This window comes from Paenarthrobacter aromaticivorans (assembly GCF_019038615.1).
Taxonomy (GTDB): domain Bacteria; phylum Actinomycetota; class Actinomycetes; order Actinomycetales; family Micrococcaceae; genus Arthrobacter; species Arthrobacter aromaticivorans.
Genome location: NZ_JAHOPC010000009.1, coordinates 146,933 through 168,408, shown reverse-complemented (window position 1 = coordinate 168,408; position 21,476 = coordinate 146,933). Strand labels below are relative to the sequence as shown.

General features: G+C 61.7%; 16 protein-coding genes. 12 read left to right on the top strand and 4 right to left on the bottom strand.

The genetic code is table 11. The features are described from left to right. The 3 genes from uvrB (at position 1) to KSW38_RS15425 (ending at position 4,638) form a co-directional block, all read left to right on the top strand. Positions 1–2,097 carry an excinuclease ABC subunit UvrB gene (gene uvrB, locus KSW38_RS15435; RefSeq protein ID WP_216925804.1) on the top strand — a complete coding sequence of 699 codons (2,097 nt, stop codon included), beginning with the start codon at positions 1–3 and terminating at the stop codon, positions 2,095–2,097. Between the two features lie 166 nt (positions 2,098–2,263). Beyond that, positions 2,264–3,292 carry a TerC family protein gene (locus tag KSW38_RS15430; protein ID WP_216925803.1) on the top strand — a complete coding sequence of 343 codons (1,029 nt, stop codon included), beginning with the start codon at positions 2,264–2,266 and terminating at the stop codon, positions 3,290–3,292. 29 nt (positions 3,293–3,321) lie between these two features. Then, positions 3,322–4,638, top strand: a complete 1,317-nt coding sequence (locus KSW38_RS15425) for an MFS transporter (RefSeq protein WP_216925802.1) — start codon at positions 3,322–3,324, stop codon at positions 4,636–4,638. Positions 4,639–4,667: 29 nt separating this feature from the next. On the opposite strand, the gene KSW38_RS15420 is transcribed toward KSW38_RS15425, so the two are convergent. From KSW38_RS15420 to KSW38_RS15405, 4 genes are read right to left on the bottom strand one after another with little or no spacing between them, the layout of a single operon-like run. Continuing rightward, positions 4,668–6,017, bottom strand: a complete 1,350-nt coding sequence (locus KSW38_RS15420; protein WP_216925801.1) for an alpha/beta fold hydrolase — start codon at positions 6,015–6,017, stop codon at positions 4,668–4,670. Further along, entirely contained in the window at positions 6,010–6,522 is a 513-nt protein-coding gene (locus tag KSW38_RS15415; protein ID WP_216925800.1) for a GNAT family N-acetyltransferase, read from the bottom strand. The genes KSW38_RS15420 and KSW38_RS15415 overlap by 8 nt, the downstream gene beginning before the upstream one ends. Positions 6,523–6,551: 29 nt before the next feature. Further along, a complete protein-coding gene (locus tag KSW38_RS15410) occupies positions 6,552–7,934 on the bottom strand; it encodes a CoA transferase (RefSeq protein ID WP_216925799.1) in 1,383 nt (460 codons plus the stop codon). A gap of 46 nt (positions 7,935–7,980) precedes the next feature. After that, a complete protein-coding gene (locus KSW38_RS15405; protein WP_216925798.1) occupies positions 7,981–10,515 on the bottom strand; it encodes a DEAD/DEAH box helicase in 2,535 nt (844 codons plus the stop codon). Positions 10,516–10,585: 70 nt separating this feature from the next. Here KSW38_RS15405 and KSW38_RS15400 point away from each other — a divergent pair, with 70 nt between their 5' ends. The 9 genes from KSW38_RS15400 to whiA all read left to right on the top strand — a co-directional run bounded on the left by KSW38_RS15400 (position 10,586) and on the right by whiA (position 21,467). Beyond that, positions 10,586–11,365: a trans-aconitate 2-methyltransferase gene (locus KSW38_RS15400; protein ID WP_216925797.1), complete on the top strand. Its 780-nt coding sequence runs from the start codon at positions 10,586–10,588 to the stop codon at positions 11,363–11,365. 157 nt (positions 11,366–11,522) lie between these two features. Continuing rightward, a complete protein-coding gene (locus KSW38_RS15395; protein WP_216925843.1) occupies positions 11,523–11,903 on the top strand; it encodes a GntR family transcriptional regulator in 381 nt (126 codons plus the stop codon). Between the two features lie 65 nt (positions 11,904–11,968). Beyond that, on the top strand, positions 11,969–14,896 hold the full coding sequence (gene uvrA, locus KSW38_RS15390; protein ID WP_216925796.1) for an excinuclease ABC subunit UvrA: 2,928 nt from the start codon (positions 11,969–11,971) through the stop codon (positions 14,894–14,896). A gap of 112 nt (positions 14,897–15,008) precedes the next feature. Continuing rightward, positions 15,009–15,725: an HAD hydrolase-like protein gene (locus KSW38_RS15385; RefSeq protein WP_216925795.1), complete on the top strand. Its 717-nt coding sequence runs from the start codon at positions 15,009–15,011 to the stop codon at positions 15,723–15,725. Beyond that, positions 15,712–16,380, top strand: coding sequence for a lysophospholipid acyltransferase family protein (locus tag KSW38_RS15380; RefSeq protein ID WP_216925794.1), 669 nt, complete (start codon positions 15,712–15,714; stop codon positions 16,378–16,380). The genes KSW38_RS15385 and KSW38_RS15380 overlap by 14 nt, the downstream gene beginning before the upstream one ends. A 44-nt stretch (positions 16,381–16,424) precedes the next feature. Continuing rightward, positions 16,425–18,446, top strand: a complete 2,022-nt coding sequence (gene uvrC, locus KSW38_RS15375; protein ID WP_216925793.1) for an excinuclease ABC subunit UvrC — start codon at positions 16,425–16,427, stop codon at positions 18,444–18,446. An 86-nt stretch (positions 18,447–18,532) separates the two neighbouring features. Further along, positions 18,533–19,456 carry an RNase adapter RapZ gene (gene rapZ / locus KSW38_RS15370; protein ID WP_216925792.1) on the top strand — a complete coding sequence of 308 codons (924 nt, stop codon included), beginning with the start codon at positions 18,533–18,535 and terminating at the stop codon, positions 19,454–19,456. Then, positions 19,457–20,473: a gluconeogenesis factor YvcK family protein gene (locus KSW38_RS15365; RefSeq protein ID WP_216925791.1), complete on the top strand. Its 1,017-nt coding sequence runs from the start codon at positions 19,457–19,459 to the stop codon at positions 20,471–20,473. Between the two features lie 13 nt (positions 20,474–20,486). Next, entirely contained in the window at positions 20,487–21,467 is a 981-nt protein-coding gene (whiA, locus tag KSW38_RS15360; protein ID WP_018777554.1) for a DNA-binding protein WhiA, read from the top strand. Positions 21,468–21,476 lie beyond the last annotated feature (9 nt).

The window sequence follows — 21,476 nt, the reverse complement described above, 5'->3', positions numbered from 1 at the left end:
ATGAGCCTTGCCCAGGAGATCAACCGTGTCGTCGCGCCCTTCGAAGTCGTCAGCGATTACAAACCGGCCGGGGACCAGCCGGCAGCCATTGCGGAACTGACAGAACGCATCAACAACGGCGAGAAGGATGTTGTCCTTCTCGGCGCCACCGGTACGGGCAAGAGCGCCACTACAGCCTGGCTTATTGAGCAGGTGCAGCGTCCCACACTGGTCATGGTTCAGAACAAGACCCTGGCAGCCCAGCTGGCCAACGAGTTCAGGGAACTCCTGCCCAACAATGCAGTGGAGTATTTTGTCTCGTATTACGACTACTACCAGCCCGAAGCGTACGTACCCCAGACGGATACGTTCATCGAAAAGGACTCCTCGGTCAATGAGGAAGTCGAGCGCCTTCGGCACTCGGCCACCAATGCACTGCTGACCCGGCGCGACGTCATCGTTGTGGCCACAGTCTCCTGCATCTACGGCCTGGGAACTCCCGAAGAGTACATCGCGGGCATGGTGACGCTCACCAAGGGCGCGGAGATGAACCGCGACCACCTCCTTCGCAAGTTCGTTTCCATGCAGTACACGCGCAATGACACCGACTTCCACCGGGGCACCTTCCGCGTCCGTGGAGACACCGTAGAGATCATTCCGATGTATGAGGAACTCGCACTTAGAATCGAATTTTTCGGTGACGAGATCGAGAACATCTACACACTGCATCCGGTCACCGGCGAAGTCATCCGCGAGGAAACCGAAATGTACGTCTTCCCGGCTTCCCACTATGTGGCAGGCCCGGAGCGAATGGGCCGTGCGATCACCGCCATCGAAGACGAACTCGCCGAACGCCTGAAGGTGCTGGAGAGCCAGAACAAGCTGGTGGAAGCCCAGCGCCTGCGGATGCGGACCACCTACGATCTCGAAATGATGCAGCAGATGGGTTTCTGCAACGGCATCGAGAATTACTCCCGGCACATTGACGGCCGTGCAGGCGGTACAGCACCACACTGCCTGCTGGACTACTTCCCTGACGACTTCCTCCTGGTCATCGACGAATCCCACGTCACCGTCCCGCAAATCGGCGCTATGTACGAAGGGGACATGTCCCGCAAGCGCACGCTGGTGGACCACGGCTTCCGGCTGCCCTCGGCCATGGACAACCGGCCTTTGAAGTGGGACGAGTTCCTTGAACGCATTGGGCAGACCGTGTACTTGTCGGCCACGCCTGGAAAGTACGAGCTCGGGAAGGCGGACGGCTACGTCCAGCAGATCATCCGGCCCACCGGCCTCATCGACCCCGAAGTGATCGTGAAGCCCACCAAGGGACAGATCGATGACCTCCTGGGTGAAATCCGCCAACGTACTGAACGCGATGAACGCGTCCTGGTCACCACTTTGACCAAGCGGATGGCGGAAGACCTCACGGACTACCTCCTGGGCCACGGCGTAAAAGTCCAGTACCTTCACTCGGACGTGGACACTCTTCGCCGGGTCGAGCTACTGCGTGAGCTGCGGATGGGAGTCTTTGACGTCCTGGTCGGCATCAACCTTCTGCGTGAGGGCCTGGATCTGCCCGAGGTCTCGCTGGTCAGCATCCTGGATGCGGACAAGGAAGGCTTCCTGCGTTCCTCAACCTCGCTTATCCAGACGATTGGCCGTGCCGCTCGAAACGTGTCCGGCCAGGTCCACATGTATGCGGACAAGATCACGGACTCCATGGCCCACGCCATCGAGGAAACCAACCGGCGTCGCGCCATCCAGGTCAAATACAACACCGACAACGGCGTGGACCCCCAGCCGCTTCGGAAGAAGATCGCTGATATCACGGACCAGCTGGCCCGCGAAGACGCCGATACCCAGGAGCTCCTGAACAACAACAGGCTGGCCAAGGGAGCCAAACGTACGTCGGGCAGCAAGGGTGCAGCCACGGTCCGGAAGGACGGGCTGGCCGCGGCTCCGGCGGAAGACCTGGTTGGCCTCATCGAACAGCTCACGGAACAGATGCACGGTGCTGCTGCCGAGCTGCAGTTCGAGGTCGCCGCCCGAATCCGTGACGAAGTGGGGGAGTTGAAGCGGGAATTGCGTCAAATGCAGTCTGCAGGGCACGCCTAAGGTAAGGTTGTGGTCACGTAGGGGAGTATCCCAAGCGCTACGTCCGTCAGCACGCAAGGCATAGATGCCTCGCCGGACTTAGTGGGCCGCTGAATGTGCATTCACCGCACTGGCAGGCCGGAGAGACTTACACCGCTTTCCCGTACCCTGCGAAAGGCCCACATTAATGGAGCTTCCAATCTGGTTTGAGGTCGGCTCGTTCGTCGCCCTCGGAATTATCCTGCTCATCGACCTCCTCCTGGTGGTCAAGCGTCCCCACGAACCATCAATGAAGGAAGCCGGCCTCTGGGTTGCCTTCTACGTTGCCTTGGCCCTGGTCTTTGCTGGTGCCATGTTCTACTTCACCGGCCCCGAATATGGCAGCCAGTTCGTCGCCGGCTGGGTTACTGAATACAGCCTGAGCATCGACAACCTTTTCGTCTTCATCATCATCATGGCCCGCTTCTCCGTGCCCCGGAAATACCAGCAGGAAGTGCTGATGGTGGGCATCATCATCGCACTGGTCCTCCGCGGTATTTTCATCGCCTTGGGCGCGGTGGTCATCGAGCAGTTCAGCTGGATCTTCTACATCTTCGGCGCGTTCCTGCTGTGGACGGCCTGGAAGCAGGCCACGGATTCAGGTGAAGACGAAGAAGAAGGTGCCGAAAACCCGCTGGTTGCGCGGCTGCGCAGGGTCCTGCCGATGTCTGAAAAGTTCGACGGCGGCAAGCTGCGGACCACGGTAAACGGCAAGAAGGTCTTCACCCCGATGCTGATTGTCTTCGTGACCATCGGCATGACCGACCTCCTGTTCGCAGTGGACTCAATTCCCGCGATCTTCGGCCTGACCCAAAGCGCCTTCATCGTGTTCACCGCCAACATCTTCGCCCTCATGGGCCTGCGCCAGCTGTACTTCCTGCTGGGTGGACTGATGAGCCGTCTGATCTACTTGAAGCACGCCCTGTCAGTCATTCTTGCCTTTATTGGTGTCAAGCTCGTCCTGCATGCGATGCATGTCAACGAGCTTCCCTTCATAAACAACGGCCACCACATCGAGTGGGCTCCGGAGATTCCCACCTTCGTTTCGTTGGCGGTCATTATCGGCACGATCGTCGTGGCCGTCGTGGCCAGCTTGCTCAGCCCGGCCGCCCGCCAGTCCAAGCTGGACGCGCGGTTGGAAGAGGACGCGAAGAAGAGCTTGAGCGAAGCAGAGTAACCATACTGTGAACGTTGTAGTCTCTTGAAGTGACTACCACATCTACTACGGCGCTGGACCCCCAACGGGTTCAGCGCCGTACTGTTTTCCTGCTCAGCTCGGCCCAGCTCCTCAGCGGAATTGGTAACGGCGCCACGTTATCCATTGGATCGCTCCTGGCCGTGGATCTGTCCGGGTCCGAGGCGTGGGCGGGATCGATCACTACTGTATTGACGCTCTCGGCCGCATTGTCTGCTTTACCGTTGGCCCGGCTGGCGGAGTCGCGTGGACGGCGGGTTGGCCTCGTCTCGGGCCTGATCGCCGCCATGATCGGGGCGCTCCTGGTGATGGCATCCGTGGTGGGTGAATCTTTCCCCCTGCTCCTGCTCGCGGCCGGTTTTCTCGGCCTTGGTACAGCCGCCAACCTTCAATCGAGGTTCGCCGCCGTCGACCTCGCCCACGCTGAGCACCGCGGCAGGTCACTTTCCACTGTTGTCTGGGCAATCACTATTGGCGCTGTGGCCGGTCCAAACCTCATCCAACCTGGTGCAGCAGTGGGGGCCGCGTTGGGCCTGCCGCCCATTGCCGGGCCTTTCGTTTTCTCGGCTGCAGGTCTGTTCCTGGCGGCAGTGCTGCTCTTTGCCGGTTTGCGGCCCGACCCGTTGCTGCTGGCACGGCGGTTGGCCTCGGAGTCCGCAGGAATTGGGACGCTCCCAGTTAGGGGCACTATCCGATCCGGCCTTCAGGCTGTTCGTTCCTCGTCCCGGGCCATCCTTGCGCTTGCAGCCGTGGTCGCTGCCCACGGCGTCATGGTGGCCATCATGTCCATGACCCCCTTGCACCTGCAGCAGCTGGTGGGCGGTTCACATGCCGGCCATCACGGCGGAACAACTGACAGCACGGATGCTCTGGTGCTCATTGGGCTGACCATTTCGCTGCATGTCGCCGGCATGTTCGCCCTGTCGCCGCTCTGGGGTTGGCTGACTGACAAAGCCGGCCGCATCCAGACCATCGCCATAGGCCACGGACTGCTGCTGGTGGCAGTGCTGATCGCTGGAATCGGCCAGCAGGAGCCCGTGCTGGTCACCACTGGGCTGATCATCCTGGGACTTGGGTGGTCCGCCGCGACCATTGCCGGGTCCACCCTCCTTGCGGAGAGCATCGCCGAAGAACAAAGGGTAACCGTGCAAGGCGTTTCCGATACGCTCATGGGCGCGGCGGGTGCAACGGGCGGGGCTACGTCCGGACTTGTCCTCGCCTGGCTCGGCTATGAAGGGCTGAATATAGCCGCCGGTCTGCTGGCAGCCGTAATGCTGGCCTTGACGGCCGCCACCGCGGCCCGGGTGCGCCGTTCAATCCCCGTGTAGGAACAGTCCCTGTGGAGGAACGCGTTGGGTTAGCGGGAACTCCGCACCAGCCCGAATAGCCGCCTGAAGATGCCTTCGCCGTCTTCCCCGATGCCGTCATGGTGGAAGTCGTCCGTGACCCAGGTCTGAAGCCCACGGACTGCCGCGGCGGTTTCCATTGAGAGGTCATGGTCCACGTAGATATCGTCTTTGTAGACGGCGGCCGCTACTGGAACCTTGTTGACCGCCAATTGCTGGTGGTCATACAGGGGACACCAATCGGACTTGGCCGCCAGCATGGCCGCGACGTCGCGGAGCGGGATCAGCGCCGGATCCTGTTCGAAGTACCAGGGGTAGACCATTTCTCCCGTCAGCAGCGGGGCTTCTGCTCCCGGCTTGAACTCGGGGAATTCTTCCAGCACGCGCCACGCTGCCCAGTCCGTGGACTCGCCCTGCCCGTAGATCGATTCATGAAGGACCGCGTACAAGGGGTTCCCTGCCCGGCTGACCAGGCTCCGCACTTGCTCCAGGAACGCCTCCGACAGTCGATCACCCAAAGGTGTTTCGATGAAAGCGTCCTCCAGGAGGTAGTGCAGGGAGTCCACCCGGGTGTTGCCGCCGAGGAACGATCCCACCATCTGGAACCGCTCGGGCGTCAGCCGTTCTCCGCTGGCCAGGAACTCCTTATGCTGTTCGAGGTGGCGGACGATCCTGGTGACAGTTTCCCGGTCTTCCGGATACCAGGCGAAGTACTCCGCGTTCCGCTCCGCCACCCGGCGGAAAGTGGCACGGTAAACGCGCTCGGCCGGGCCGTGCAGCGGAGCAAGTCCTCCCGTGATGAGGACCTCCCGCAACCCCTTCGGGGCGAACGACAAATAGGTCAACGCGCAGAATCCACCAAAACTCTGGCCCAGCACTGACCACGGTCCGGAATCCAAGGCATGGCGGATGAATTCGGCGTCAGCCACGATCGAATCAGCCCGGAAATGCGTGAGGTAATCGGCCTGGGCTGCGGCGTCGCCCCGGAGCACCAATGACTGTCGCTCCACAGGCGTGGAAAGGCCGGTACCGCGCTGGTCCAGCATCAGGATCCGAAAATCCTTGGCCGCTGCCTTCATCCAACCTGAAAGGGAAGTGATGCGGTTCCCGCGCCCGCCAGGTCCACCTTGGAGGAACAGCAACCATGGGAGCTTGGCGGCCTCCTCCTCCGAGTACTCGGTGGAGGAATACTCCCGTGCAAACACAGTGATCGTTTCGCCAGCCGTCTGGTCATCCGTGGCGGAATTAGCCGAACCATGGTCCAGGGGGACCGTGAAGTAGTGCTCGGCGGTCCGGAGGCCTCGGAATTCGTGCCGGGCGCGGATGCGGTGGGTGTCGGCCAAGGCTCGCACTTCAGCCATGGGCAAGAGCCTTGTTACCGTTACTGGCACCTGCCCCGAACGCTTCCAGCGCTTCGCCGGTCAGCCTGAACGTAGACCACTCTTCCATGGGGAAGGCGCCAAGGTTCTTGTAGAACTTGATGGACGGTTCGTTCCAGTCCAGGACGCTCCATTCCACCCGGGCATAGCCGCGTTCGACGGCGGTGGCGGCCAGATGCTGCAGGAGCGCCTTGCCGTGACCCTCGCCACGCGCGTCCGGAACCACGTAGAGGTCTTCCAGGTAGATGCCGTGAACACCTTCCCACGTTGAGTAATTCAGAAACCACAGGGCAAAGCCCTGCACCGTACCAGCGTCATTGGAGGCCATGTTCGCGAATACCCGCGGGTTTTCTCCGAACAGTGCCTCGGTCAGCAGTTCGGGGGTATTCCTGACGGCGTCGGGTTCCTTTTCGTAGATCGCAAGATCGTGGATCATGCGCAGTATTGTGGGAACGTCTTCAACGGTGGCAGGGCGGATTACACTCATGCTTCCGAGCTTACTAGGGGCTGGACCGCCTACCGCCAACGTAGTGCGGAGGAACCGTACGTGACGGGCGGTTCTTGATAACCAACGGGGACGCCGTCCACCGTGATGGGCGGGCCGACGTACCGGAGACGGCCGTAGGGGCTGTCTACCTCGTGGTACTCGGGCTCGGGCAGGTCGACGTCAGTCGCGCTGACCGTCGAAAGGAGAAGTAGCTCTTCCGCTGTCCGGGCCAGTGAAAGCCGGGCAGTTCCACCACGTCCCGTACCGAGTCGCTGGGCCAGCAAAGCGAACACTGCCGCCGCCAGGCCGTAACCCGTGGCGTGATCCAGCGCCTGCACCGGTAGCGCGCCAGGCCTCCACCCGCCGTCGTCGAAGTGGCCATATCGATCAGCTATGCCGCATGCTGCCTGCACCAGGCTGTCAAAACCACGTCGTCCCTGCCAGGGACCTGCGTGGCCCCATGCGCTCAAGGTCACTACTACGAGGTCGGCGCGGCGCAGCAGCAGCGCACCAGGCGTCAATCCAAAACGATCCAGACCGCCGTCGCGATACCCCATGACCACGACGTCTGCCGTCTCCAGGAGACCCATGACCGCGGTCAGATCATCCGGATTCCGGAAGTCTGCTTCAGCGCTGCGCTTGTCAAAACCCGAGTCAATGAAGGCGTCTGTCAGCTCCGGGAGGTGCGGAGGGTCTATCCGGAGGACGTCCGCGCCCAGCGCGCCAAGTAGCCGGGTTGCCACAGGGCCGGCAATGACGCGGGTCAGGTCAAGGACTTTCAGACCTGTCAAGGGGCGGTCTGGAACCGCGGAAGGAACCCACGACGACCGTCGGGTTGCTTTCGTGGACGGTCCAAGGTGATCGAAACTGATCCACGGCCCCTCACTGGCCGCTTCAAACATAGGGGAGTCTGTCCACTCTTCCCTGGTACGGACGGCGGCAGCTACGCCGTTGTTGCCAGTAATTAGGTGTTCGGCTTCCAAAGACGTCATAGCCAGTAACGCGCGGTCCACGTCGGCAGGTTCGCTGGCCGAGACCGCTTCCATCAGTCGGGCCGCGTGGTGCGGGTAGTTGGCGTGGAGGCGGATCCAGCCATCAGCGGTTCTTCGAAAACCGGACAAGGGAGCGAACCCTTCAGGTTTCTGGCCACCTATGCGCAGGTGCCCCAGGGAATCGAACGCAGCTGCAGTGGGCCCGGCGGCGACAGAATACCTATGCATCGTTCCCGTCAAGGCGTTCAGGGCCGTAGCCGCAGCCTGTACCGCGCCCAAAGCCAGCCCTTCCACGTCCAATGCAGGAATGCCATCTGGGGAGCCCCACCATCGTCGCGATCCGGTCCAAGAAGGCGTGGGTTGTGCGCTCATTACCTCCAGCGCCCGCAAGGTGCTGCCGAGATCGGGGACGGATTCCATGGGACTTCCTTTAAGCCGGTGGAGCTGGACTTGGGAGCCGGTTGGCCTAGAGCCGGTTGACGTTCGTCACGCGGACCACAGCGGTGCCTGTCTCATCGGAAGCCGCTAGATCCACGTCGGCGGAGATTCCCCAATCGTGGTTTCCGGCGGGGTCATCGAAGATCTGGCGTACCCGCCACGTGCCGGGTTCTTCGGTGATGATGAGCAAGCCGGGGCCCCGGGCATCGGGTCCCGTGCCGATGTCGTCGTGTTCATCGAAGTAGTCGTCCAGAACCTCTTCCCAGCGCTCGGCGTCCCAGCCGGCGTCGGCATCCAGCTCACCCAGGGCGGCAGAGTCTTCGTCCGCAAAGAGCTCCACCCTACGGAACATTTCATTCCGGACCATGACCCGGAAAGCCCTGATGTTCGAGGTCAGAAGCGGCGGCGGTGGCGGGGGAGCGTCATGTGGTGTCGGCATTAGTCCTGAGGTGAGCTCCTCCCACTCATCAAGGAGGCTGGAGTCCACCTGCCGGACAAGTTCACCCAGCCAGGCGGTGAGGTCTTCAAGGTCCTCGCGCAGCAAGTCCTGGGGCACCGTCTGCCTGAGTGCACGGAATCCATCCGCCAAGTAGCGCAGGACGATGCCTTCGGAGCGGGCCAGTCCGTAGAACTGCACGAACTCTCCGAAGTTCATGGCACGTTCATACATGTCGCGGATGATTGATTTGGGCGCAAGCTCGAAGTCGCCCACCCATGGGGCAGCTTTTCGGTACACCTCGAAGGCTTCGCCGAGAATCTCCGCCAAGGGCATCGGGTACGTGACGTCGTCGAGCATGGCCATGCGCTGCTCATATTCGATGCCGTCAGCCTTCATGGCCGCAACCGCCTCGCCACGGGCTTTCTTCTGCTGCGCAGAGAGAATCTGGCGCGGCTTCTCCAGCGTGGCCTCGATAACTGAAACAACGTCCAGCGCATACGACGGCGACTCTGGATCCAACAGTTCCAGCGCGGCAAGCGCAAACGGCGAAAGCGGTTGGTTGAGGGCGAAGTTGGCCTGCAAGTGGACCGTCAAGCGGACAGAACGGCCTTCGGTTTCTTGTTCATCTTCGGGAATGCGTTCAACCACACCCGCGGCCAGCAGTTCGCGGTAGATGCCCAACGCCTTCTTCGTGAGTTTCAACTGCGCCGGGCGGTTCTCGTGGTTTTCACTGAGCAAGCGCCGGGTTGCATGGAAAGGATCTCCCGGGCGCTCCATGAGATTAAGGAGCATCGCGTGGGTGACCGTAAAGCTTGAAGTCAGGGGCTCCGGGACCGAGTCCACCAGCCGCTTGAAGGTTGATTCGCCCCAGGAAACGAAACCTTCCGGTGGCTTCTTCTTTACCACTTGGCGAAGCTTCTTCTGGTCGTCGCCGAACTTTGCCGTGGCCTTTGCCATGGCCTTGGTATTCTCCACTACGTGATCCGGAGCCTGGACCACCACGGTGCCGGCGGTGTCGTACCCAGCGCGACCAGCACGTCCGGCAATCTGATGGAACTCACGCGGGTTGAGCACCCGTGTGCGTACGCCGTCGTATTTGCTCAAGGCCGTCAACAGAACCGTCCGGATGGGCACGTTGATGCCTACACCCAGGGTATCGGTGCCGCAGATGACCTTCAGGAGCCCGGCTTGTGCGAGTTGCTCCACCAAGCGGCGGTACTTGGGCAGCATGCCGGCGTGATGGACGCCGATGCCATGGCGGACCAGCCGGTTGAGTGTCTTTCCGAAGCCCGCGGCGAACCGGAAGCCTGCGATGAGCCCTGCAATGCGGTCCTTTTCCTCCCGGCTGCACATGTTGATGCTCATCAGGTTCTGGGCACGCTCGATCGCTTCTGCCTGGCTGAAGTGCACAACGTACACGGGGACCTGCTTGGTGGAGAGCAGTTCTTCCAGGGTCTCGTGGACCGGAGTGAGGTGATAGTAGTAATGCAGGGGAATTGGACGCTCGGCAGAGCTAACGGTAGTGGTTGGCCGCCCGGTGAGTTCAGTGAGGCCGGCTTCGAAACGGCTGACGTCGCCCAGTGTCGCGGACATGAGCAGGAACTGGGCCTGGGGAAGTTCAAGCAGGGGAACCTGCCAGGCCCATCCCCGCTGGGGATCGGAGTAGAAGTGGAATTCATCCATGATCACAGCGCCAAGTTCCGCGGAAGCTCCCTCGCGGAGGGCAATATTGGCCAGGATCTCAGCGGTGCAGCAAATAATCGGCGCATCCTGGTTTACGCCGGAGTCACCCGTAATCATGCCAACGTTTTCGGCGCCGAAGATGTCGCACAGCGCGAAGAACTTCTCCGAGACCAAAGCCTTGATGGGAGCGGTGTAGTAACTGCGTTGGCCACGGGCCATGGCCTCGAAGTGGGCTGCTATGGCGACAAGCGATTTACCCGAGCCAGTGGGTGTAGCCAGGATGACGTTGGCGCCGGAGGCGAGCTCCATGATGGCCTCGTCCTGAGCAGCGTACAACTGCAAGCCGCGGCCTTCTGTCCACTCAACGAAACGGGTATAGATCTCGTCCGGACCCAACGGGTTGGAGGGGGTGGAACCAGGGAGCTGCTCAAGAAGTTTCATTGGTTTCCAGCTTAGTCCCCGGACGGTTTAGGCTCGCCCCAGCACTGTTGCCAAACGCCAGGAGGCTTATATGAAGTGGGATCCGTCCAAGTATGTGGAGTTCGGCAATCACAGGGACAGGCCGTTCCATGACTTGGTGGCCAGAATTCAAGCTGCGTCGCCGCGGAAAGTGGTGGATCTTGGATGCGGCCCCGGTAATCTCACATCCACACTGGCTGTCCGCTGGCCAGATGCCCGCGTAATCGGCCTCGATTCCTCTGGCGAGATGCTGGCGAAGGCAGCTGGACAGGCCCGGAAATTCGCCAACTTGGAATTCGAGCAGGCAGATATTGCTGACTGGCAGCCTGACCAGGAGACCGACGTCGTGGTATCCAATGCCGCGCTCCAGTGGGTTCCCGGGCACCAAGCCATGCTCGGTCACTGGCTAGGTGCACTGAAACCGGGTGCCTGGTTCGCCCTTCAGGTGCCGGGAAACTTCACATCCCCTTCGCACGCGCTCATGAGGGAGCTCGCCGAGTCACCCAAGTGGTCCTCCCGCCTTGGCGGCGTTCTTCGGCATGATGGCGTCGTGGGCAGTCCCGCGGACTACCTGGGTATTATGCTCGACGCCGGGTGTGCAGCTGACGCTTGGGAAACCACCTACCAGCAGCTGCTGCCGGGCAAGGACCCGGTCCTTCAATGGGTGAGGGGCACGGGACTGCGGCCGGTGCTGGCAGTCCTGTCTCCTGGCGATGCCGCCGACTTCGAGCAAGAATATTCTGCTTTGCTGCGCGAGGCATATCCGGCCACAAGCCACGGGACGGTGTTCCCGTTCCGGCGCATCTTCGCCGTGGCCCGGAAAGACGCATGAGCCGGCAGGACCTGTTGCCGGGCGTAGCAATTCAATTTCAAACCGTCGGTGGCTTGTACCCTTTCCGCGTCGCTGGTCTAATTCTCGGCATGGACCATAGACGCTTCATTGAGCAGCAATCGCCCGGATGGCTTCCGGTACCTGGCCGGTGTTCGCGATGACTGCCATGGACGGCTTTCCCGGGAACTGGAGGCCCAACACCAGCAGCGGAGTTGCCCTTTTTGAGCAGCTGAGGCTGCGCATCATCGAACTCGCAGACTCCGGCGTCCTCGCAGTTGGAGCGAAGCTCCCGCCGGTGCGCAACCTGGCGGGAGTGTTGGATGTGGCCCCACATACGGTGGCCCGCGCCTATAAGGAACTCGAGGCTGCCGGCGTCGTCGCTACCAGGGGACGCAACGGCACCATCGTGTGTGCCCGGGATGACCGCTGGGGCGCGCTTGCGGAAGTTGCCGCCCAGTACGCTGCTGCGGCCAAGGCCCAAGGAGCGTCGTTCGCGGAAGCTGTACAGCTTCTTGCGGCCGCATATGACGCTGATTGATACCGATCAGTAGCATGTGAGGCACGACATGGAAATTCGAAGAAGTTTTCGATTAGCATTGGTAGGTGCCCAAAGCCTTAGCTGAAGATGCAGCCATCGATGCCCTGAAGAGCGTAGCCGTCGTCTCCGATATCAAGCCCACCCGGCCGGACCTGTCCCGGCTGGTAGTCAAGGGTGCGCGGGAACACAACCTGCGCAATGTAGATCTGGACCTCCCCCGGGATGCGATGATCGTGTTCACGGGCCTCTCAGGTTCGGGCAAGTCCTCCTTGGCTTTCGATACGATCTTTGCCGAGGGACAGCGGCGCTACGTGGAATCGTTGTCCGCCTATGCCCGCCAGTTCCTGGGCCAGGTGGACAAGCCGGATGTGGACTTCATTGAGGGCCTGTCGCCGGCGGTGTCGATCGACCAGAAATCCACCAGCAAGAACCCTCGCTCCACCGTAGGCACCATCACGGAAATCTACGACTACATGCGTCTGCTCTGGGCGCGCGTAGGCCGTCCGCACTGCCCGGTTTGTGGCGAGCCCATCGCCCGGCAAACCCCGCAGCAGATCGTTGACCAGCTATTGGAACTGGAAAAGGGCACACGATTCCAGGTTCTCGCTCCGGTGGTTCGCGGGCGCAAGGGTGAATTTGTTGACCTCTTCAAGGAACTGACGGCCAAAGGCTATTCGCGCACCCGGGTGGACGGTGAACTCGTACAGCTCAGCGAGCCGCCCAAGCTTGGCAAGCAGTTCAAGCACACCATAGAGGTGGTCGTGGACCGTTTGGTGGTCAAGGAAGACATCAGCCAGCGGCTCACCGATTCAATTGAAACTGCCCTGGGCCTGGCAGAAGGCCGGGTGCTGATTGAGTTCGTGGACCTTGAGGCCGGGGACCCCGCACGTATCCGTGCTTTCTCCGAGAACCTCGCTTGCCCCAACGAGCACCCCCTGGCCATCGATGAAATCGAGCCACGCTCTTTCTCGTTCAACAACCCCTTTGGCGCCTGCTCAGCGTGCAGTGGCATCGGAACCAGGCTTGAAGTGGACGAGGAACTGATTGTTCCCAACCCGGAGCTTTCCCTGGCACAGGGCGCCATCGCTCCATGGTCCCTGGGCACCGCCACCACCGAGTACTGGAACCGCCTCCTGGAGGGCCTGGCCCACGAGCTCGGCTTCTCCATGGACACCTCGTGGGAAAAGCTCCCCAAGGATGTCCGGAACACCGTGCTGCATGGCAAGGACCACAAGGTTGTGGTCCAGTACCGGAACCGGTTCGGCCGGGAACGCAAGTACAGCACCGGCTTTGAGGGCGCCATCCAATATGTTCACCGCAAGCACGGCGAAACTGACTCGGATTGGGCGCGGGACAGGTACGAAGAGTACATGCGCCAGATTCCCTGCCCCGAGTGCAACGGTGCGCGGCTCAACCCTGCCTCGTTGTCAGTGTTGATCAATGGCAAGTCGATCGCTGAAGTCGCGGCCCTACCCATGCGTGAATGTGCGTCGTTCCTGGGTAGCCTGACCCTGACCGATCGCGAGGCACAGATTGCCCACCAGGTCCTGAAGGAAATCCAGGCCCGCTTGACGTTCCTTTTGGACGTGGGACTTGAATACTTGAACCTGGAACGTCCTTCCGGGACCTTGTCCGGCGGTGAAGCCCAGCGCATCCGCCTGGCCACGCAAATTGGTTCCGGCCTCGTGGGCGTCCTCTACGTCCTGGACGAGCCATCCATCGGCCTGCACCAGCGCGATAACCGCCGCTTGATCGAGACGCTGACCCGCCTGCGGGACCTCGGCAACACACTGATCGTGGTGGAGCATGACGAGGACACCATCCATGAAGCGGACTGGGTGGTTGACATTGGACCTGGCGCCGGCGAGCACGGCGGACAAGTGGTGCATTCAGGTACATACAAGGAACTGCTGGAGAACAAGGAGTCCTTGACAGGCGACTACCTGTCAGGCCGCCGCAAGATCGATATCCCGGCCAAGCGCCGCAAGTACGACAAAAAACGTGAGTTGAAGGTTGTGGGCGCCAGGGAAAACAACCTGGACAATGTGGATGCCACGTTCCCGCTGGGGCTCTTTACGGCAGTGACTGGTGTCAGCGGTTCGGGCAAGTCAACGCTGGTGAACGAGATCCTCTACAAGGTCCTCGCCAACAAGCTCAATGGCGCCAAGCAGGTTGCCGGGCGGCACCGGAGCGTGAATGGACTGGAGCACCTGGATAAGGTGGTCCACGTTGATCAGAGCCCCATCGGGCGCACACCGCGCTCCAACCCGGCAACGTACACAGGCGTGTTCGACAACATCCGGAAACTGTTTGCTGAAACCACCGAAGCAAAGGTCCGCGGTTACCAGCCCGGCCGGTTCTCGTTCAACGTCAAGGGCGGCCGCTGCGAAGCATGCTCTGGAGACGGCACGTTGAAGATCGAAATGAACTTCCTGCCCGACGTCTACGTTCCCTGTGAGGTATGCCACGGCGCCCGGTATAACCGTGAAACCCTTGAAGTGCATTACAAGGGAAAGACGATTGCCGATGTCCTTAACATGCCCATTGAGGAAGGCGCTGAATTCTTTGCTGCCTTCACCCCCATCGCGCGGCATCTGAACACCTTGGTGGACGTGGGCCTGGGCTATGTCAGGCTGGGCCAGCCGGCCACAACCCTGTCCGGGGGTGAAGCCCAGCGCGTGAAGTTGGCAGCAGAACTCCAGAAGAGGTCCAACGGCCGCAGCATCTACGTTCTGGACGAACCCACCACCGGCCTGCACTTCGAGGACATCCGCAAGCTGCTCATGGTCCTCCAGGGGCTGGTGGACAAGGGCAACACGGTGATCACCATTGAGCACAACCTGGACGTCATCAAGTCCGCGGACTGGATCGTGGACCTCGGGCCGAACGGTGGTTCAGGTGGAGGCAAGATCGTCGCAACAGGCACACCTGAGCAGGTAGCCAAGTCCACTGACAGCCACACCGCAACCTTCCTTGCGGAAATTCTGCGCTAAGAGTCCCGAGCTGCCTCGCCGGATGTCTAAAGAATATCCTCAGCACGGCAGAAGTATTCCGTTAGCGGCATGCGAGTTTCAGGCATGCCGCTACTCATGAGAAACTAACCCGGTGACTCAAACAACGGTGCCCGTAATTTTCGATCTGGACGGCACCCTTGTCGATCCAGCCGGCGGTATCACAGGAGGAATATCCGCGGCCCTGCGCGAAATGGACCTCCCGGTTCCGGAACAGGCCGTGCTGAATGCCATGGTTGGCCCCAAGCTCAGCGATGCACTCCTGCATTTAGCGAATGTTCCGGCCGAATTGGTAGATGAAACCATTTCCCGTTACCGGCGGCATTACAGGGAAACCGGTATTGGCCAGAGCAAGTTGTATCCGGGAATCTTCGATCTCCTTGAATTCTTTGCCGAAACGGGGCGGGCCGTTGCCGTTGCAACCCAGAAGCCTCAAGGTATTGCCCGAATTGTCCTCGAGCATCACGGTATTGCGGATTTCTTTGTGTCGATTAGGGGATCTGCCGACGACGAATCGCTGGCGGCCAATTCCGCGCCTGGCAAGATCGGGATTGTTGGCGCAGCCTTGGCGGATCTGCACTCCCAGCCTGCTGTGATGGTGGGGGACCGGCACCAGGACGTCGCCGGAGCAATGGCCAACGGCTTGGATTGCATTGGTGTTCGCTGGGGCTTCGCTCCGGACGGCGAGCTGGAGGAAGCCGGTGCGGTCGCCGTGGTCGGCACCGCCCTTGAGTTGCGAACCAAAATTGAAGAACTTGACGCTGTCCGCGCGGCGGCCCTGAGCGAGGTACAAAACGATGGCAGTCTTTGATGCGATCCGCTGGACTACGCGTGGACTGATCTCCACCACGTGCCGGCCCACGGTCATTGGACTGGAGAACGTGCCCAAAGAAGGCCCGTTCATCGTGGCGCCGAACCACCTCTCTTTCCTGGACAGCGTGATTGTCCAGGCACTGATGCCTCGCCCAGTAGCGTTCTTCGCCAAGGCGGAGTACTTCACCACCAAAGGTGTTAAGGGCGCTGTGATGAAGTCCTTCTTCGAAGCCGTCGGTTCCATCCCCGTGGAACGCGGTGAACAGGCTGCCAGCGTGCAGGCTCTGAAGACCCTGCTGGACATCCTGGAGTCCGGCAAGGGCATTGGAATTTACCCGGAGGGCACCCGGTCCCGCGACGGCATCCTTTATCGCGGCCGCACCGGCGTCGGTTGGTTGGCGCTCACCACGGGCGCACCCGTCATTCCCGTGGGACTGATAGGCACGGAGAAACTGCAGCCGGCGGACAAGAACGCCGTCCGCCCCCAGCACTTCACCATGAAGGTCGGCGAGCCGCTCTACTTCGACAAGACAGGCCCGGACCATTCCCTTCCCGCACGCCGCCAGGTGACGGACAAGATCATGGACGCCATAGCTGCCCTCAGCGGACAGGAACGGTCCTCAAGCTACAACCAAAGCAAGTCGGTGGACTGAGCCCCGTGGCGTAGGCTGTCTGTCCTGTTCACTAGACTGGAATCGTGGCAAATCCAGCAAGTTACCGGCCCCAGACGGGTGAAATTCCCACCACCCCGGGCGTCTACCGTTTCCGCGACCCGCACGGCCGCGTTATTTACGTGGGCAAGGCCAAGAACCTCCGTTCCAGGCTGAATTCCTACTTTGCGAACCCGTCCGGGCTTCTACCCAAGACGCATGCCATGGTCCATGCCGCGAGCAGCGTGGAGTGGACCGTTGTGGCCAGCGAGCTGGAGTCGCTACAGCTGGAGTACACCTGGATCAAGGAATTCAAGCCGCGTTTCAACGTGGTCTTCCGGGACGACAAGACTTATCCCTATCTGGCCGTCACCATGGGGGAGAAGTACCCCAGGGTGCAGGTCATGCGTGGCGAACGCAAGAAGGGCACCAGGTATTTTGGCCCCTACACGGCGGGCGCTATCCGCGAAACCATGGATACCCTCCTTCGCGTGTTCCCGGTCCGCAGCTGCAGCGCGGGCGTCTTCAAGCGCGCACAAGCCAGTGGGCGGCCTTGCCTTCTTGGCTACATCGACAAATGCGCAGCACCCTGTGTCGGCCGGGTGACGCCGGAGGAGCACCGGCAACTTGCGGAGGACTTCTGTGCCTTCATGGGCGGGGAAGCCAAGCGCTTCATCAACCGGCTTGAAAAGGAAATGTCGGCCGCCGTCGCGGAACTCGACTATGAGCGCGCAGCACGGCTCAGGGACGACATCATCGCTTTGCGAAAGGTCTTCGAACGCAACGCCGTAGTCCTCGCTGAGGATACGGACGCCGACGTCTTTGCGCTGCATGAAGACGAGCTCGAGGCGTCCGTGCAGGTGTTCCACGTCCGCGGCGGCCGGGTCCGTGGACAGCGTGGCTGGGTGGTGGAGAAAGTTGAAGACGCCACGACGCCGGAACTCATCGAGCACCTGCTGCAACAGGTCTACGGGGAAGACAGCGAGGTCCAAGGCCGGATCCCGCGGGAAGTACTCGTTCCGGAGAATCCGAGCAACCATGCCGAGTTGAGTGAATGGCTGGGCGGGCTCCGCGGGGCAAAGGTGGATATCCGTGTGCCCCAGCGAGGTGACAAGGCTGCGCTGATGTCAACGGTCCGGGAGAATGCCGAGCAGGCGCTGAAGCTGCACAAGACCCGCCGTGCCGGGGACATCACCGTCCGCTCGCTTGCCCTTCAGGAGCTTCAGGAGGCCCTTGAGCTTCCGGTTCCGCTTCTTCGGATCGAATGCTTCGATATTTCGCACGTCCAAGGAACCAACGTGGTGGCGTCCATGGTGGTGGTGGAAGACGGTTTGCCCAAGAAGTCCGATTACCGCAAGTTCTCCATCACGGGGGCGGCGGCAGCCGACGATACCGCCGCCATGCATGATGTCTTGACGCGCCGCTTCCGCCACTACCTCACCGATAAGGCCGCCCAGGTGCCCGTCTCCGGCGAAATCATCAACCCAACCCGTGCGGGCACCGCCGCGGCTACGCACGGAACTGAAGCGACGCCGTCGGACCCCACGATGCCGGCTCCCAAAGCCAAGTTCGCGTACCCGCCCAACCTGGTGGTTGTGGACGGCGGGCAGCCGCAGGTCAATGCTGCAGCGCGTGCTTTGGCTGAGTTGGGCATCGACGACGTCTACGTGGTCGGCCTGGCGAAGCGCCTTGAAGAGGTATGGCTTCCCAACAGCGACTTCCCGGTGATCCTTCCCCGGACGTCGCAGGGCTTGTACCTGCTCCAGCGCATCCGCGACGAAGCCCACCGCTTCGCCATCACCTTCCATCGGCAAAAGCGCGGCAAGGCCATGACGGTCTCTGCCCTGGACGGCGTTCCGGGCCTGGGGGAAGCCAAACGCAAGGCTTTGGTGGCACACTTTGGCTCCCTCAAGAAGATCAGGGCGGCCAGTGTGGAGGAACTCACCTCCGCCAAGGGTATCGGTCCGGCGTTGGCAGCTGCCGTCGTGCTGCACCTGGGTTCCAGCGAAGACGCAGGTGAAGCCGCTCCTGCGGTGAACATGACGACCGGCGAAATCCTCGAATCTTAGCTAGGGTAAGAACTTGACCGGTGGCCGCAACTGCGATGCCGCCGGTCAAGCTGTAACAACCACTTCCAAGGAAACGGGGACCACTGATGGATGAGGCAACGGCAGGAGCCGGCGCGGAGCAGGACGGACTAACGCCCGTCAAGCCGGCGGAGGCGGAACTGCTGGTGGTTACCGGCATGTCGGGGGCAGGCCGCAGTACCGCTTCGGACGCCTTGGAGGACCACGGTTGGTACGTTGTGGACAACCTTCCTCCCCAGATGCTTGGCACCTTGGCGGAAATCGTCTCGCACGCGCCTAAATCCATCCCCAAACTGGCCGTAGTGGTGGATGTCCGAAGCAAGGACCTCTTTACTGACATCCAGACTGCCCTGGGCGCCTTGAGCGCCACTGGCATCACGTTCCGGGTACTGTTCCTTGATGCCAGCGATGAAGTCCTGGTCCGCCGGTTCGAACAAGGCCGGCGTCCGCATCCACTTCAGGGCGGCGGCCGGATCCTGGACGGAATCGGCATAGAGCGTGAGGTCCTGCGCGAACTGCGGGAGCATGCTGACGTCGTCCTGGACACTAGTGAGTTCAATGTGCACGGCCTGGCAACAGCCATCACTGAGTTGTTCAGCGACACCGGACCCGTGACGCTTCGGCTGAATGTCATGAGTTTTGGATTCAAGTATGGCTTGCCCGTAGACGCCAACTTCGTGGCCGACGCCCGCTTCATTCCCAACCCGCACTGGGTGCCGCAGCTTCGTCCGCACACAGGGTTGGATGAGGACGTCAGTGACTACGTGCTCTCCGCTGATGGGGTCCAGGAGTTTGTCGACCGTTACGTCAAGGCCTTGGAGCCTGTACTGGACGGCTACCGGCAAGAGAACAAGCATTACGCCACCCTGGCTGTGGGGTGCACCGGTGGCAAGCACCGTTCGGTGGCAGTCGCCGTCGAGCTCTCCAAACGCCTCGCGCAATATCCGCGCGTAACCGTCACAACGACGCACCGCGACCTGGGGCGTGAGTAAATGGGAGTCCTTACAGGACCGTTGCCCCTCATCCCGCCGAAAGGCGTTCCGGGCAGCCAGCAACACAAGAGTCCTTCAGTAGTTGCCCTCGGCGGCGGGCACGGCCTGGCGGCTTCGCTCTCGGCACTTCGTTTGTTGACGTCGGAGCTGACGGCGATCGTCACGGTAGCTGACGACGGCGGCTCCTCCGGGCGCCTACGGGACGAGTACGGCGTCCTCCCGCCCGGTGACCTGCGGATGGCGTTGAGTGCGCTGTGCGACGACACGGACTGGGGGCGGACATGGCGGGACGTCATGCAGCACCGCTTCGCTGCGGGAACCGCCAAGGGTGGTTCCCTGGACCATCACGCGATGGGCAACCTGCTCATCGTCACGCTCTGGGAGCTGCTGGGGGATACCGTGGCCGGCCTCAAATGGGCCGGGGCATTGCTGGGCGCGCGGGGTCAGGTACTGCCGATGTCCAGTGTTCCTTTGACCATCGAGGGCCAAGCCCGGGTGGAACTGCCTGGCGGCGGCCATGAACTGCAGACCGTCAGCGGACAGGCGAAGTGCGCGGTTGCCGGAAAACTCGAGGAAGTGCGGCTGCTGCCCGAGGACGCCCGAGCCTGCACTGAGGCGCTCACTGCGATCGAGCTCGCCGATTGGGTCATCCTCGGACCAGGGTCCTGGTACACCTCGGTATTGCCCCATTTGTTGCTCCCCGAGCTTCGGCAGGCCCTTGGCGATACTGCGGCCAAACGCTGCCTCACCATGAATCTTGACGTCGAAACCAAGGAAACGTCCGGCATGACAGCGGCCGACCATTTGGATGTCCTGCGACGCTACGCGCCGGAGTTCAGCGTCGACGTCGTCCTCGCCGACCCCGCCGCGATCCAGGACCTGAAGGCTTTTGAGAAAGCTGCGGGGATGATCGGCGCGGAAGTGGTGTTGGGTAGAGTAGGGGCTTCGAGGCGCCGCCCCGTCCATGATCCACTGCTCTTGGCAGCGGCGTACCACGATATTTTCGGGAACAGTTAGGAATACACACGCGATGGCACTTACCGCGTCGGTCAAGGACGAACTGTCCCGGCTGGACATCAAGAAATCTTCAGTCCGTAAAGCTGAGGTTTCGGCGATGCTCCGCTTTGCAGGGGGCTTGCATATTATTTCGGGACGAATCGTCATCGAGGCTGAGGTGGACCTGGCCTCCACGGCGCGGCGTCTGCGCGCCGCGATTGCCGAGGTTTACGGACACCAGAGCGAGATCATCGTGGTTTCGGGTGGTGGCCTGCGCCGCGGTAGCCGCTACGTGGTGCGCGTTGTCCGCGACGGCGAGGCCTTGGCCCGCCAAACAGGACTCCTGGACGGTCGCGGCCGCCCGGTACGCGGCCTGCCTTCTGTAGTCGTCAATGGGTCTGCGGCCGATGCGGAAGCCGTCTGGCGCGGAGCTTTCCTGGCCCATGGATCCCTGACCGAACCAGGACGTTCCTCGTCCCTGGAAGTAACCTGTCCCGGGCCGGAGTCCGCGCTGGCACTGGTGGGTGCCGCCCGCCGGCTGGGCATTCAGGCCAAGGCCCGCGAAGTCCGCGGTGTTGACCGCGTGGTTATCCGTGACGGTGACACGATCGCCGCGCTCCTTACCAGGATGGGCGCACATGACGCCTTGATGGTCTGGGAGGAGCGGCGCATGCGCAAGGAAGTCCGGGCTACTGCCAACAGGCTGGCCAACTTTGATGACGCCAACCTGCGCCGCTCGGCGCAGGCTGCCGTAGCCGCTGGCGCCAGGGTGGACCGCGCACTTGAAATCCTGGGCGATGATGTTCCGGATCACCTGAAGTACGCAGGGGAACTCCGGGTCGCCCACAAGCAGGCAAGCCTGGATGAATTGGGCCGCCTTGCCGATCCTCCCATGACCAAGGACGCCATTGCCGGCCGGATCCGCCGCTTGCTCGCGATGGCCGATAAACGCGCGCTGGATCTGGGAATTCCGGGTACTGAAGCAAATGTGACTCCGGAAATGATGGACGAGTAGTTCCCGCCC